Genomic DNA, 14,313 nt, shown 5'->3' with positions numbered 1-14,313 from the left:
TCGCGTTTTTTGATCGAAGTCTATATGCTTTTGTTCCATTACGATTAATCTCTCTTTCACTTCTTATTTATTATTTGGAAATCATTTGTGTCAGTAATTAGCGCTAACAAAACCGCCCCAGCAAATACCGTCGTTGTACTCGATTTCGAAACCACAGGCTTATCACCAAACCAAGGTGATCGTGCAATAGAAATAGGTGCAGTTAAATTAGAAAACGGCGTGGTGGTTGATCGTTTTCAAGGTTTGATGAACCCGGGATTTAGAGTGAGTTCATTCATCGAAAATTACACCGGTATTTCAAATCGAATGTTAGTCGATGCTGCTAGTTGTGATGTAGTAATGGGTGAGTTTGCTGATTTTATTCAAGGCTGTAATTTAGTCGCACACAATGCCTCATTTGATAAACGTTTTTTAGATGCCGAATTAGAGTTGATTCAGCGTGGTTATGAAGGTGATTTTGCTTGTTCATTACTGGTATCAAGACGATTAACTCAAGAGGTTTCATCGCATAAACTGGGTGACTTAGTCGCGTATCATAAAATCGATAATGATGGTGTATTTCACCGAGCGTTAGCCGATGCCGAGGTGACCGCCTCACTATGGCTAGTACAGCTAGAAGCATTAGAGCGTGATCATGGCATTGTTAATCCAAGCTTTGATTTAATGATGAAAATAGGAAAAACGCCGAAAGGTTCGGTTGTTAATTTCTTAAAAAAGCACGTTCAGTAGAAAGATTAACGTTCTATTTTAAAAACGAACGGCCTACAATGGAAAAATAAATAGAACGCAATTAACTGAGTGGTAAAAATAATGGATTTAAATTTACTCAAAACTTTTGATGTCGTGATGAACACACTCAGTGTCAATGAAGCAGCTGAAACTTTAGGGATCACTGCACCTGCAGTAAGCCACACCTTAAATCGCTTACGTGAGCAATATCAAGATCCATTATTTGTACGTCAAGGAAGAGGGATAGCACCGACGAACTTTGCGACAGAGCTACACGCTGAGATTCAAGAGCCACTTACTCGACTATTAAATGGCGCGAAATCTCGTCAAGCATTTGATCCAAAAACCAGCAAGCGAACCTTTCGTATATCGAGCCATAAAGATTTAGATTTAATGGTCGTCCCCCCGCTAATCTCTTATCGAGATCAATATGCGCCAAATGTAAAATTTAAAGCGGATATTGAACACTTAAATGAGCAGGATAGACAAACAGATTTGAGAATGCGTAAGGTTGATATAATTCTTGCGACAGTGCCATTGGAAGATCATGGTTATCACAACCAATTACTGTTCGAACAGCAGTTAGTTGTGGTATGCAGAAAAGATCATCCAAGAATTAAAGACAGTATTACTCACGAGCAATTCTTTGCAGAGCAGCACTTACTGTGGCAAACCAAAAGAATGAATAAATACATTATGGAGTCTTTAGTAAAAGAAAAGCTGCCAAGGCGGAAAGAAGCCTATACTACTGACTCAGTCTGTAACTCTATAATTATGGCTTCTCAAACGGATTGGTTGTGTGTCACCAGTGTATGGCACGCCAAGATGCTGTCTCAAATTACCCCTTTAACCATCCTTTCATTGCCTTTTGCATCGCATCCTTTTCCTGTTTATATGACATGGCATCACTCACAGCAATCAGATACTGGGCACCAATGGCTTAAATCTGTTTTTGAACAGGTAGCTCAAGATTTGACGTGTTTAGAACTATAAAACTAAATTCAAGAAATCTATGGATTAAATAAAACTAAATCCACTTTTAAAAGTGACGCTATCGATCGTTTAACTGGCTCGCCCTATTATTTCTCTATCGACGAACAAGATGAGTTGTTCGCACTTATAGAGAGATGAATTATGTTATTTAAAAAATCTATAGTATCACTTGCGATAATTACCACATTGGCACCAGCAATTGCATTTGCTGCACCTACAACTAACTTACCAAAAGAAGCCACTGAATTTACCGTTCAAAAAAACGATCAACTTAAACACTATTTAGATTTTGATAATAAAACCGATTTCGAAAATGTTTCTCGCGGTTTTATTGCTACTTGGCCAGAAAAAACCATTAAAGATAAGCAAGGTAACGTGATTTGGGATTTTTCAAAGTTTGATTTCATTAATCAGGATAACGGTGTAGAAACCATTAACCCATCGCTTCTTCGTCAAGCTAAATTAAATAATATCAATGGGTTATTTAAAGTTAAAGACGGGGTATATCAAGTTCGAGGGTTTGATTTATCCGTAATGTCATTTATTCGTGGTGACGATGGCTGGATAGTAATAGATCCTCTTATTTCACCAGAAACGGCCGCCGCTGGTCTTAAGCTGTTAAAAGAGAAAGTTGAAGATGTACCAGTGACTGGGGTTATTTTCACACACTCTCATGTTGACCACTTTGGTGGGATCTTAGGTGTGACAACGCAAAAAGACATCGATAATGGTAATGTAACTATCGCTGCCCCAGAGGGCTTCTTTACGCATTCAATTGCAGAGAACTTAATGGCAGGCACAACCATGTCTCGACGCTCATCTTATATGTATGGCAACCTTCTTGATGCCAATAACAAAGGCATGGTTGATGGTGGTTTAGGTAAAACGACCTCATCTGGCTCGCCAGGTATTGTGAAGCCAACAGAAATTGCAAATCACACTGGCCAAGAAATGACAATTGATGGTGTAGATTTAGAAGTCATGATGGCTCAAGAGTCAGAAGCACCTTCTGAGTTTATGTTTTATTTCCCTCAATATAAAACCATGATGGCTGCAGAGGTGATGACTCATACTATTCACAATATCTCGACCTTACGTGGTGCAAAAACTCGTGATGCTTCTTCATGGGCGACTTATGTTGATCAAGCTCTACACACTTATGGAGATAAGGCTGATACGATGATCGCTTCTCACCATTGGCCAACATGGGGCCAAGAGAACATCAAAGGCCAGCTAGCGAAAACTCGTGATATGTATAAGTATGTACACGATCAAACGTTACGTTTAGCAAATAAAGGTTATACGCCTAACGAGATCTCAGCGACCATTAAACTGCCGGATTCATTAGGCAAGGAGTGGTACAACCGCGGCTATTACGGCACGGTTTCACACAATGCTCGTGCAACCTATGATTACTACTTTGGCGCATGGTGGGATGGTAACCCTGCAAACCTAAACCCATTAACACCAACAGAAGAAGGCACCAAATACGTTGAAGCGATGGGCGGCGAGAAAAAAGTGGTTGAACTTGCAGAAGCTGCGATTAAAAAAGGTGAGTATCGTTGGGCTGTGACACTGCTTAATAATGTCACTTTCTCTAATCCTAAAAATATGGATGCGCGTTATTTAGAAGCTGATGCAATGGAGCAACTTGGCTATCAATCTGAATCAGGCCCTTGGAGAAACTATTATTTAGGTGGTGCTAAAGAGCTACGTAATGGCATTAAACCGGTAGCAACACCAAATACCGCAGCGATTGCTGTAAATATGCCATTTAACCAATTCATGAAATACCTAGGAGTAACAGTAAAACCTGATGTTGCGAAAGGCATGAATATGAAAGTGAATATCAATGTGAAAGGTGACGGTAAATACTCAATGGATTTAAGTAATTCAGTATTAAAATCGTACTCAGGAACTCAATTTGATAATGCAGACTTAAATATCACTCTGTCGCGTCAAGCATTTGAGAACATGATGACGAAGAAAGCGACATTGAAAGATGAAATGCAAGCAGGTGAATTTAGTGTTTCAGATCAAGCTCAGTTCCAGCAACTAATGTCGATATTTGATCAGTTTAACCTATGGTTTGGTGTAGTTACCCCATAATTAGACGATGAAATAACGATGTACCAAGCCCCATTGAATGAAGGGATTCAATGGGGCTTTTTGTTATATATGACCATATGGTTCATTAATTATTTTTATCGTAATGACAAGGTTAACTTGTTTTACATCAGCGAGGGATAGGACCATATTTTATGGCGTTGAGAATTCGATAGTAAACGCACTGAGGTAAATAGACGTTAAGTCAAATAATTGCTACCAAGGTCTTAAAATGATGAAAATAAGCATTAATAGAAAAAGTATTATTGCTCTTTTTTAAATGTATGGTGCTACTATTCGTTTCGTTAAAAAGCCACTTAAAACAGCGTTAATTTACAGTTTAAGAGTGTTTACCATTGATGTGTTAACGGTTATCAATGGTAAACAATCTACCATATGTATGGAGCAACAAATGAGTGAGCAAATTCTCACACTATCACAACTAGGCTGGCGTCCTTATTTTCAACAGCAACTGACTCTAGATGACTTAACAGATCTGCAGACAGGTCGAGTTATTGAGCAGCATCGAAGCAGTATTATTGTTTTGAGTGAGCAAGGCCAAGCAAGCTTATTACCACCATCAGGGGATGATCGTGTTTGTGTCGGTGATTGGGTATTGTTTGATGAAAATCTACGAATTCAACGCGTACTAGATAGACAATCTCTGTTTGATCGTAAAGCGCCGGGATCAAAAGTTGCAACGCAATTAATCGCAGCAAACGTAGATAGCGTCATGATCGTGTGTTCGTTAAATAATGACTTTAATCTAAGTCGTATCGAACGTTACCTTGCTATAGCAAAAGAAGCCGAAGTAGAGCCAGTTGTGGTACTAACTAAAGCAGACTTATGTGATGATGCAGATGACAAGCAAGATCAAGTTCAAAAACTGAATCGAATGATGAGTGTTTACAGTGTAAATGCACTTGATTCGAATGATTTAGTTGCTCTACATAGCTACTGTAAAAATGGACAGACTATCGCTTTCCTTGGTTCATCTGGTGTTGGTAAATCAACATTGGTAAATGGTTTACTTGGCTTTGAAGCTCAAGAGACTGGCGATATACGTGAAGATGACAGTAAAGGCCGTCATACAACAACGTATCGAGCGCTTAAGCTAATGCCGCAAGGTGGTCTATTAATGGATACTCCTGGAATGCGTGAGCTTCAGTTAAGTGATTGCGAACAAGGCGTAAGTGCAACCTTTAGTGAGATAACTGATCTTGCTTATAACTGTCGCTTTGGTGATTGTACTCATACCTCTGAACCAGGTTGCGCAGTGCTAAAAGCGGTTGAATCAGGTGTTCTTGAAGAACGTCGCTTAGTCAGTTATCAAAAATTGATGCGTGAACAAGCAATTAATGGTGCAAGTTTAGCTGAGCAGCGTGCAAAAGATAAAGCGTTTGGAAAAATGGTGCATGGCGCTATTGCTGATGCTCGTTCTCGTAAAAAAGGTTATGAGTCAGCAGCCTATTAATACGGTATTGTAAATAACAAATACATGAATAAACCGCCCGTCTTTGATTGGCGGTTTTTTTGTACGTATTTTGCCTTTAATTAACCATATCGTGATAAACAGTGGTTATTAGCGCTATAACTAACGTTCAATTCTCAATCATCTCAATCTCTCTTATTATTCACCTGTCCCCACAAAACAGAGAGAGTCATTTATGTTATTCCTAAACAATAAAGTAAAAGCAGTACTCATTGCCTCTACCTTTGTTGTCACAGGATGTGCGTCACCAGCGATGGATGCTGACAACGAAAATGCAGCAAGAAACCGAGGTGCGGTTGGTGGAGCACTAGTTGGTGCAACCTTAGGCGCCGTAACCGGTGATGCAAGGTTAGCCGTAAAAGGAGCTGCAGTTGGCGGCGTAACTGGTGGTGCTGCAGGCTCAATGAAAGATTTAGAAGACTCTCGAAACAGTGAAGATGTTCAAGTTTTAGCGGATGGACATTCACAAGATAACCGCAGTGATACTGAAAAACGTTTAGCAGAACTTGAAGCCGAAATTAAAATCCGCGAGTTAGAGCAACAGTTGGCGGATCTAGAAGAACAGAACAAGCAAGATAATGAAGAAAGCTAATTTTTATCTTATCCAATTTTAAAATAATTAATTTAAACCAATTTATTGAATGGATTCGATGACCAATTAAGCGAGATTTATTATGAACAACACTCCAAAATTTTTACTAGCTAGTCTATTTACTTTAGCGTTAACGCCATCAGTCTCAGCGTCTATTTTTGATGATAATGAGTTTAGTGGTCACCGTGTTGGTGGTGGTTATTCAAATACTGACATGATTTTTAATAACCATAGTTTAGACTATGGGGATGGAATTAAGCTGGAATATGGTTATGACATTAACCAAATCTTTGGCCTTAATGCTTCATATCAGAATAATAATGGTAGTAAATATGGTGTTGATTTAAATAGCAGCGCATTAAAAGTAGATTCAGATATTGGTTATACTTTCCAGCTTGAAGGATGGTCGATAAAGCCGTATGGCGCAGTGGGTTTAGCAAGAGTAAATGCAAAAGAGTCGTTTGGAAGTGATAATTACTCTTACAAAGAAATGTCATTAATGGGTGGTATGGGCGCTCGTGCTAATTTTGATATGGGATTATATACAGATCTTCGTTATGATTTTTTTAATGTAGATAATCAAGATGTAGATCAGTTATCTCTGACAGTCGGTTACCGTTTCTAATTTAGTATTGAACCGACAAGCCTTTGATTAGAAGCAGCTCTTACTTTTTAGTAAGGGCTGTTTTTTTATCTGTAACAGCATGTATAAAGGTAAAGTTAACTTAATCTTTATACAGAGTCAGGGAGTGACAAATGCTGAATGAAAAAACACTACTAACCATTGGGTTATTGTCTGAGCGAAGTGGAGTCGCACATTCTGCTTTGCGTTTTTATGAAACAAAAGAATTAATAGCGTCTATTCGAACTTCTGGCAATCAACGTCGTTATCACCCCTCAATGCTTCGTCGAATTGCGCTTATTCAGGTTGCTCAACTTGTCGGTTTTACGTTAGAAGAAATAGCTAAAGAGCTTGAAGACTTACCGATGAGAAAAACAGCCACAATCCAGGATTGGGAGAAAGTTGCCAGTAAGTGGCAAAAAGATCTCGATGCTAAGTTACATCAAATACAATCTTTAAAAGAGAACCTTACCGGTTGTATTGGCTGTGGGTGTTTAAGTATGGAAAAGTGTCAGTTATTGAATCCTGATGACATTTTGCACGAAGAAGGCAGTGGAGCGCAGCGGATATTATCGAAATAAAGAAAAGTAGGGCATTAGAGATAGAAAGAGCCAATATACACAAGAGCAATTATTGCCTTGATAAGATAAAAACCGTACCATTCTGTGATTATCGATTGAGTTTAGAAGAGAATACCAATATGAACCAAGAAGCAAGCATGATCACAAACCTAGAAGATCTAGAAACGTTTTTAATCTCTGTTGAAAATGGTGGTTTTGGTTTAACAAACGTTGCAGGCATTGCAATGGCAACAAACAATAAAGATGGTCGTCGCTTTGTTGCAGTACTGGATGATAAGCATCAATTACTACTGTCTCGTTGGGTAACAGAAGAAGTATTCCAAACAGGACAAGATTTAGTGCGTAATGGCCCAAGCCGTACCACGCATTAATTCAATTGTATTAGAGCTATTGTTTCTAATTAGATTTAAAAGTAATTAGAAACAATAGAGATAAGTATCATGCAAATGAAAAAAGTAAATGTTACATCCATTTATTTGATGTACTTAGCGATAAAATAGGGTGGGATGAAAAATACCAGAAAATAAAAGGATTGATGAAAGAAGGTCGATGCGATTTCTTTCTCATGGTTTAGGTAGGCAAACAAAGCCAGCACATCCAAAAGAATATAAAGAGTGCTCAAAACAATGGAAATGAGTAAAACTAAACCGAGAATATCTCTACGGTAAACGGTTGGTATCGTCATTTTTATTCCCTCAAAAAATGTAATGTCGATCCAACTTACGCCTAATTCCTAGGTTGTTTTTTGAGCTACATCAAAGTTTAGTTTCTAGGTGTGGAAAGTAAGATTTACTATTTGATAATTAAAGAAAAACCAAGGCAACTTCTTTACTTTTTTATCTAATAAAGTATGGTTTTTTATTTTTTAATTCTGGCCGCAATAAAATCAACCGCCGCTTTTACTTTTGGGGTTGAGTAAGCCAATTTTTGATACAGCATATAAACACCAAGATCTTGATTTCGAGTAATGCTTAATGGCTCATTAAAATGCAATTCAATGAGATCATTACGCTCAAAATAAGGCTGCAACACCCAGCGTGGCATCATGATTATTCCTGCGCCCTTTATCGCTTTCTCTGCCAGCCATTGGCCATTATTTGTTGTAAGTAAACTTGGTGCAGAGACATCTTGCCATTCTCCATTTATTTCACTTAACCAAGGCGTTGGGCCATGCGGTGTTTTGAAGAACAAGCCTCTGTGGTTAGGTAACTCTTTTGTACTCTTAGGGTAACCGTAATGCTCAAGATAAGCAGAAGAGGCAGCAGGAATAAATTGATTATCCATAAGATGAATCGCAACCACACGCTCATCTGGCGCATAGCCCCCACGAATTGCAATATCTACATCGTCTCTATCCAATTTGGAGAGTTGATCGTTCAACTCTACATCTAAAACAATATCTGGATATCGAAGGGTAAATTCATCCAATATTGGGGCAAGAATACGCTCACCAAAACCCACCATGGAGCTGATTTTAAGCGTGCCTGTTGGGGTGGTTTGGTAATCTTTTACTGCTTTGTCACATTGGTCTAATTGCTGAATTAGTGTCGTGACTTGGTTGTAGTACTGCAAGCCAACCTCTGTGAGAGAGACGGTTCGAGTCGTTCGCTTCAATAATTGAGCACCGAGAGACGCCTCTAGATCGGCAATGCGACGCGAGACAGAAGATGCAGGAACACCAAACTTTTTGGCTGCTGAAGAGAAGTTTCCCGCCTCTACCGTAGCGGTGAAGTATTTTAACGCCCGTAATTGATCCATAACTTTATTATTGCCTTTTTAACAATAGACCTTCCTATATTACCCTCTATATCTAATGAAAAACATAAGTAATACTGTAATCACTCGCACGAATACTAACAACAAAAAGGAAATGTTATGAGTCAGTATACTGAAATTCAATTGAGCCAACGCCCAGATGGAAACCCAATCGGCCCACAGCTGTTTGAAGTGGTAAAAAAAGAGATCCCAGCGGCTGGCCCAGGACAAATTCTGATTAAGCAAACTTATATGTCTTTAGATCCAGCCATGATGGGATGGATGAGCCCTGACACCAATAGCTACATTCCGCGTGTCGAGTTAGGTCAAGTGATGCGCTCAAGCGGTTTTGGTGAAGTCGTTGAATCAAACCATCCTGATTTTGTTATTGGTGATTCCGTCATGGGCATGATGGGCTGGACGGAATATTCAGTAACCAATGGACAAGGTATCAATAAAGTTCAAGCAGGTGTAAGTGCTGAGATGGCACTGGCCGTGTTCGCACTTCCGGGTTTAACCGCAACACAAGGCTTGTTTAATATTGCGAAACCACAAGCAGGTGAAACTCTTGTTGTTACTGGTGCTGCAGGCTCTGTTGGTTCAATTGTGGGTCAATTAGCCAAAGCAGATGGTTTACGAGTCATTGGTGTCGTAGGCAGTGATGAAAAAGCCGATTGGATAGTGAATGAATTGGGTTTTGATGGTGCTATCAACTACAAAACAGACGACTTAGAAGCTAAATTGGCAGAACTTACGCCAGAGGGTGTAGATGTGTTTTTTGAAAATACAGGTGGCCCAATTCAACACCATATTTTTAATCGTATGAACACGCACGGGCGAATCGTTGTATGCGGCATGATAGCGGATTATACAGCAGCAGAGCCGGCACTAGGACCAAACTGGATTAACCTGATTAAGAAACGCGTGATGATCCAAGGCTTCGCTATGCCAGATCATCTAGGCAATGTTCCTGCGTTATTAGAAAAGTTAACTCCATATGTGATGCAAGGAAAAGTGAAATACCGAACTCACCAATTGGATGGTTTAGAAAGCGCAATGTCTGGTTTGAATATGTTCTTTACCGGTGAAAATAAAGGCAAGTTGCTCGTTAAGCTGTAAGACAACCGTTATCTTGTTTGAATAAAAAATCCGAGAGTGATTATGCTCTCGGATTCTGGATTCACTAATGAGCTAGTGCAGTAGAGGATTATTTTAGCTTGAACAATAAAACTTTATTGTATGCCGTTACCATTAATTGATCTTTATTTTTACCACCAATAGCAACGTTACTTATGTGACCTGCATCGACCGCAATATAATCCAGTTGTTTACCTTCTTTATTAAATACTCCAACACCACCAGGCCCTGCCACATACACATTACCTTTCTGGTCAACGGCAATACCATCGGCCATTATTTCAGAGTTTGAAGGTGCTTTAACGATAGCAAAGCGAGTTTTATTTGTGATTTTTTCTCCTTTTACATCAAAACGATATACCCAACCATCGACAGTGTCGGCAACGTATAAAAGAGATTCATCAGGAGAAAAAGCAATACCATTTGGTAATGTTATTTCTCCTGATACTAGCTTAAGATCTCCATTTGAGTAGCGGTAAATACCTCTTACTGGTTGATCTTCTTTTGCTTTTTGTGGGCCATATCCTTGAATACCAAACGGAGGATCGGTAAACCAAATACTGTCATCACTTTTGATTGTTAAATCATTTGGACTATTTAATGGTTTTCCTTTGAATGATGTAGCAACAATGACTTTCTCGCCATTATCTTGTCTATAAGATAATTTTCTATCATGGCGAGCAGCCCATAGATTGCCTTTAGAATCAATAGCAAGACCGTTTGCATAACCCGAGTTTTTATCAAAGACGCTCAGTTCTCCGTTAGAATCGTACGAGTAGGTTGTATGGTTTGGAATATCACTAAATAAAAAACGCTGATGATCCACATCCCATACTGGGCCTTCGACAAAACCAAACGTATCACCAACGAGGGTTGGGTTTTTCTGTACAACAGAGTGAGCCGAAGCGTTCATGGATAAAGTGGTTAGTATTGCTATAAATAAAGTCTTTTTCATCTGATTTATCTCTTAAATTATATCGGTGGTGAATAAATTTTTTGCCTTAATTTTATTAAGCACTGCGTTTAATACAGTAATAATTAAAGTTTTTATTACGTTCTACACATTGTTTATTTTTTTATCTTAATGGATTGCTATTGGCAGAAAAACAATGGAAAATGAACTCATTGTTTACTAAATGGGGTTAATTGGTGAATTTGACATATTTACAAACCTTTCTTGTTGTCGCTGAAGAGAGCAGTTTCACTAAAGCTGCAGAGATTCTTGATGTGTCTAAAGGTTTGGTTTCTCGCCATGTTCAACGTCTTGAAGAAACATTGAATACAAAACTTTTTCATAGAACGACTCGTTCCATTAGCCTTACCGAGGTTGGAGAAGAGTTGTATACTAAGGCGAAACAAATTCAGTTGTTGGCCATTGAAGCTGAAATGCGCATCAAGGATCTTACGCAAGAAGTGAGTGGTGATTTGAAAGTTACGGCACCAATAGAGTTTGGACGAGCGTTATGTCGTCATATCATTCCTTCTTTTAGAGAGCTTTACCCTAAAATAAATTTAGTTCTTGATTTTGGTCCTATGAAAAAGAAAATTGAATCGGGGGATTTTGATGTGGCTTTTAGGGCTTATGATGAATTACCCAATGATGTTGTAGCCAAAGATCTAGGGTTTATTCGAAATGTATTGGTTTCTAGTGCCAGTTACGTTAAAAATTATGAGCAGAATGTAATTGAAGACATACATCGATGTGATTTTATTCTTAATAGCCAGAATGAACGTTGGAATCAGTTAGAGTTAATTAAAGGTAAGCAGAAGTATAATGTTGAAGTTACAGGTACTCTTAGCTCAAATACCTACAGTTCAATATTAGAATTAGTTTTGCAAGGAGTAGGTATTGCAAGCCTACCTTATTACTTAGTTGAAGAGCTTCTTGAAAGTAATGAGCTTATTCAGGTTTTTCCTGAATGGTCAGTTAAGGCTCATAAGTTCAGTATGGTATATGCACAAAGACGAGTTACGCCTAAAAAATTGGTTACCTTTAATCAGGTTGTAACTCAATGGTTAGAATCTAATCATTTATATACGATATAAGGATTTGAATTTTAAATAATGGCCTTTTATGCACTGTTGTTAAATAAAGTAGTAGTAACCTGTGTCTATTAGGTTTCACCTTAGTTGCAAGTGATAAAAACCTTACTATTTATAAGGCAAAAGTCTGGTTTCATAAAATGGAAGTGGTAGCATGATCTGGTATGTTATTTAAGGAATAGAAAAATGGTTACGACCACTCCAACGCGTTTTAAGGTGAAAGTGAACACTCATAAAGGAAGTTCTTATTGGACACTTAGCGGTTCCACAACCATTTTTGAAGATGCGGTTGTATTTACGATGGAATCCATGCCTGACTTCTTCAGGCAATCTCTTAATCAGGATTCTATTGAATTACTGCCTGTTGAGTAAAAACAAGAAATACAATGTTGTAAACGTAAAGGACAATCATACATTTAATGGTTGTCCTTTTTTTTGATAAAAGTTTGAATATAAAAATCTAAATGGTATTTTATTATTAGTTAATAAAACCATTAAATTAAGCAAATTTAATTAGAATACCTTTAATTAATACTATGATTAGTTATAAATAAATAGAATCAAGAGCGAGTTCTCATTCTACAAAAGAGAATCAATTGACACTTAAGTTTGAGACTTACGTATCAAATGGTGAAGTGAGCAGATGATATAAAGACCAAAATACACTTACAAAAAGTAGGTGTTAATAATGTCATTATGATTCTGGAGTAGTAGTATGCAAGACAATAATGCGCGATTTCCCACGATAGCTAAAATTCTCATTCTTAGACAATTTTTATGGGGTGCTGCCTTTTATGGTGCCTTTGTTCTCTTAACTAAATTCTTCCTTAATGATCTTAATTACAGTGAAGCCGACACTATCATGATGATGGGAGCGTTTGGTGCAGTTGGGCCTGTATTTTCAGCGGTTGGTGGTTTTTTAGCAGATAAATTTATTGGTGCGTTTCGTGCGGTTTATATTGGTTATGCAACCTATTTAGCGGGTTTTTTACTGCTAGGGGTGGGAGCAAGTCAATTGAATATTCCAATGAGTATTTTAGCCATCGCTTTAATTGGCTTTGCTCGAGGTTTATCGGCAACTTGTCCAACAGTATTGTTTGGTAACTCTTATTCAGAGACGAACCGCGAGGCTTTCCAGCAAGGTCTTACGGTTAACTATTCAATTAATAACCTTGGTTCTTTTTCTGCTAAATACCTTTTTCCTTTTTTAATCACTTATCTAGCATATCAAGGTGTTTTCTTCGTATCAGCTATTTTAATGGCACTGAATTTATTGATGTTTTATAAGTATCGTAAAGAGCTAGTGAGTGTGGGTAATGATCTCGATAAAGCGCCATTATCACTGAAAACGTGGATAATGTTTTTTGCTGGCTCTGCGGCTATGCTAGGTCTAATCTTTTGGATTTTCTCGAATCTTGATACAGGAAAATACATTCTTTATACCTTAGGTTTTGGCGCTATTGGTTATTTTATTTATGAGATAACAAAAGCAACGCGCGCATTCCAATATAAAATGGTGGCAGTGCTGATCACCGTTTGTATCTTAATCGTGTTCTATTTCTTTTATGGTCAAATGTTTACCTCGATGAACATGTACGCCATTAATTTAATGGATGATACCTTACTTGGCTTTATTCCAATTCACCCTGAGTCGAACATGGCGTTCAACCCGCTATGGTGTTTTGTGCTTGGTGGACCAATGATCCAACTTTACGCATGGTTAGATCGTAAAGGCTACTCACCAACCATCCCAACCAAAATTGCAGGGGCATTTATGCTCACAACAATTGCGTTTGGTTTATTGGGGTTCTCGGCAGGTACGATGGGTGAAAATGGTAAAATTTCAGCGGATTGGATTTTATTTGTTCACTTTTTCCAATCAGGCGCAGAGCTTATCGTTGGAGCACTAGGCGCTGGGTTTATTTTTGAAATGGTGCCACGTTACCTTGCTGCATTCTCGATTGGTTTGCGTGCTGTGGCAATTTCATTAAGTGGTATTTTAGCGGCGGTAATAGCAACTAAAATCGCGTTGCCTAAAGATATCGTATTTACACCAGAAGTAGTTGAGACGGTATATACCAGTTACTTTTATATGTTAGCGCAAGTGGCGGCATTTATGGCAGTTCTGACGTTAGGGTTATCTAAAGTGATTCAAAGATTAATCGCTCGTGGTGAAGCGTTAGAAGCCGAAGAAAAAGCGGAAGTATTAATGAAACCTGAAGTACAAAGTTAATGTAGTTCACTAAGTAAACGAGCTAGATAT

General features: G+C 38.3%; 15 protein-coding genes. 12 read left to right on the top strand and 3 right to left on the bottom strand.

Annotation, left to right across the window (positions count from 1 at the left end; genetic code table 11):
- The first annotated feature begins 96 nt into the window (after positions 1-96).
- The 8 genes from PVK63_RS06170 to PVK63_RS06135 all read left to right on the top strand — a co-directional run bounded on the left by PVK63_RS06170 (position 97) and on the right by PVK63_RS06135 (position 7,486).
- Positions 97-729, top strand: coding sequence for a 3'-5' exonuclease (locus PVK63_RS06170; RefSeq protein WP_423734713.1), 633 nt, complete (start codon positions 97-99; stop codon positions 727-729).
- A gap of 81 nt (positions 730-810) precedes the next feature.
- Positions 811-1,722, top strand: coding sequence for a LysR family transcriptional regulator (locus PVK63_RS06165; RefSeq protein WP_130087870.1), 912 nt, complete (start codon positions 811-813; stop codon positions 1,720-1,722).
- Between the two features lie 141 nt (positions 1,723-1,863).
- Entirely contained in the window at positions 1,864-3,831 is a 1,968-nt protein-coding gene (locus PVK63_RS06160; protein ID WP_130087871.1) for an alkyl/aryl-sulfatase, read from the top strand.
- A 409-nt stretch (positions 3,832-4,240) separates the two neighbouring features.
- Positions 4,241-5,302: a ribosome small subunit-dependent GTPase A gene (gene rsgA / locus PVK63_RS06155; RefSeq protein WP_130047086.1), complete on the top strand. Its 1,062-nt coding sequence runs from the start codon at positions 4,241-4,243 to the stop codon at positions 5,300-5,302.
- 193 nt (positions 5,303-5,495) lie between these two features.
- The gene (locus PVK63_RS06150) at positions 5,496-5,912 is read left to right on the top strand and encodes a glycine zipper domain-containing protein (RefSeq protein ID WP_130087872.1); all 417 of its coding nucleotides are present in this window, start codon (positions 5,496-5,498) and stop codon (positions 5,910-5,912) included.
- A gap of 82 nt (positions 5,913-5,994) precedes the next feature.
- Positions 5,995-6,537 carry a porin family protein gene (locus PVK63_RS06145; protein WP_130087873.1) on the top strand — a complete coding sequence of 181 codons (543 nt, stop codon included), beginning with the start codon at positions 5,995-5,997 and terminating at the stop codon, positions 6,535-6,537.
- 131 nt (positions 6,538-6,668) lie between these two features.
- Positions 6,669-7,115: a redox-sensitive transcriptional activator SoxR gene (soxR, locus tag PVK63_RS06140; RefSeq protein ID WP_130087874.1), complete on the top strand. Its 447-nt coding sequence runs from the start codon at positions 6,669-6,671 to the stop codon at positions 7,113-7,115.
- 119 nt (positions 7,116-7,234) lie between these two features.
- Positions 7,235-7,486: a hypothetical protein gene (locus PVK63_RS06135; RefSeq protein ID WP_072055435.1), complete on the top strand. Its 252-nt coding sequence runs from the start codon at positions 7,235-7,237 to the stop codon at positions 7,484-7,486.
- Positions 7,487-7,587: 101 nt separating this feature from the next.
- Here the strand turns inward: PVK63_RS06135 and PVK63_RS06130 are convergent, their stop codons facing one another.
- Positions 7,588-7,800 (bottom strand): D-fructose-6-phosphate amidotransferase, encoded by a 213-nt coding sequence (locus tag PVK63_RS06130; protein WP_130087875.1) that lies wholly within the window; start codon positions 7,798-7,800, stop codon positions 7,588-7,590.
- Between the two features lie 173 nt (positions 7,801-7,973).
- Entirely contained in the window at positions 7,974-8,873 is a 900-nt protein-coding gene (locus tag PVK63_RS06125; protein WP_130087876.1) for a LysR family transcriptional regulator, read from the bottom strand.
- A 117-nt stretch (positions 8,874-8,990) separates the two neighbouring features.
- On the opposite strand from PVK63_RS06125, the gene PVK63_RS06120 reads away from it, so the two are divergent.
- The gene (locus PVK63_RS06120) at positions 8,991-9,989 is read left to right on the top strand and encodes an NADP-dependent oxidoreductase (RefSeq protein ID WP_130087877.1); all 999 of its coding nucleotides are present in this window, start codon (positions 8,991-8,993) and stop codon (positions 9,987-9,989) included.
- Between the two features lie 88 nt (positions 9,990-10,077).
- Here PVK63_RS06120 and PVK63_RS06115 read toward each other — a convergent pair whose 3' ends face one another.
- On the bottom strand, positions 10,078-10,962 hold the full coding sequence (locus tag PVK63_RS06115; RefSeq protein WP_072055430.1) for an SMP-30/gluconolactonase/LRE family protein: 885 nt from the start codon (positions 10,960-10,962) through the stop codon (positions 10,078-10,080).
- A gap of 194 nt (positions 10,963-11,156) precedes the next feature.
- Between PVK63_RS06115 and PVK63_RS06110 the strand changes: the two genes are divergently transcribed.
- The 3 genes from PVK63_RS06110 (at position 11,157) to PVK63_RS06100 (ending at position 14,283) form a co-directional block, all read left to right on the top strand.
- Positions 11,157-12,053 (top strand): LysR family transcriptional regulator, encoded by an 897-nt coding sequence (locus PVK63_RS06110; protein WP_072055429.1) that lies wholly within the window; start codon positions 11,157-11,159, stop codon positions 12,051-12,053.
- A 183-nt stretch (positions 12,054-12,236) separates the two neighbouring features.
- A complete protein-coding gene (locus PVK63_RS06105) occupies positions 12,237-12,422 on the top strand; it encodes a hypothetical protein (RefSeq protein WP_045103419.1) in 186 nt (61 codons plus the stop codon).
- Between the two features lie 343 nt (positions 12,423-12,765).
- Positions 12,766-14,283: a peptide MFS transporter gene (locus PVK63_RS06100; RefSeq protein ID WP_130087878.1), complete on the top strand. Its 1,518-nt coding sequence runs from the start codon at positions 12,766-12,768 to the stop codon at positions 14,281-14,283.
- The last annotated feature ends 30 nt before the right edge of the window (positions 14,284-14,313 follow it).

It is taken from the genome of Aliivibrio sp. S2TY2, assembly GCF_028765525.1.
In the GTDB taxonomy this organism is placed as follows: domain Bacteria; phylum Pseudomonadota; class Gammaproteobacteria; order Enterobacterales; family Vibrionaceae; genus Aliivibrio; species Aliivibrio finisterrensis_A.
This window is presented reverse-complemented; position numbering and strand designations above follow the sequence as displayed.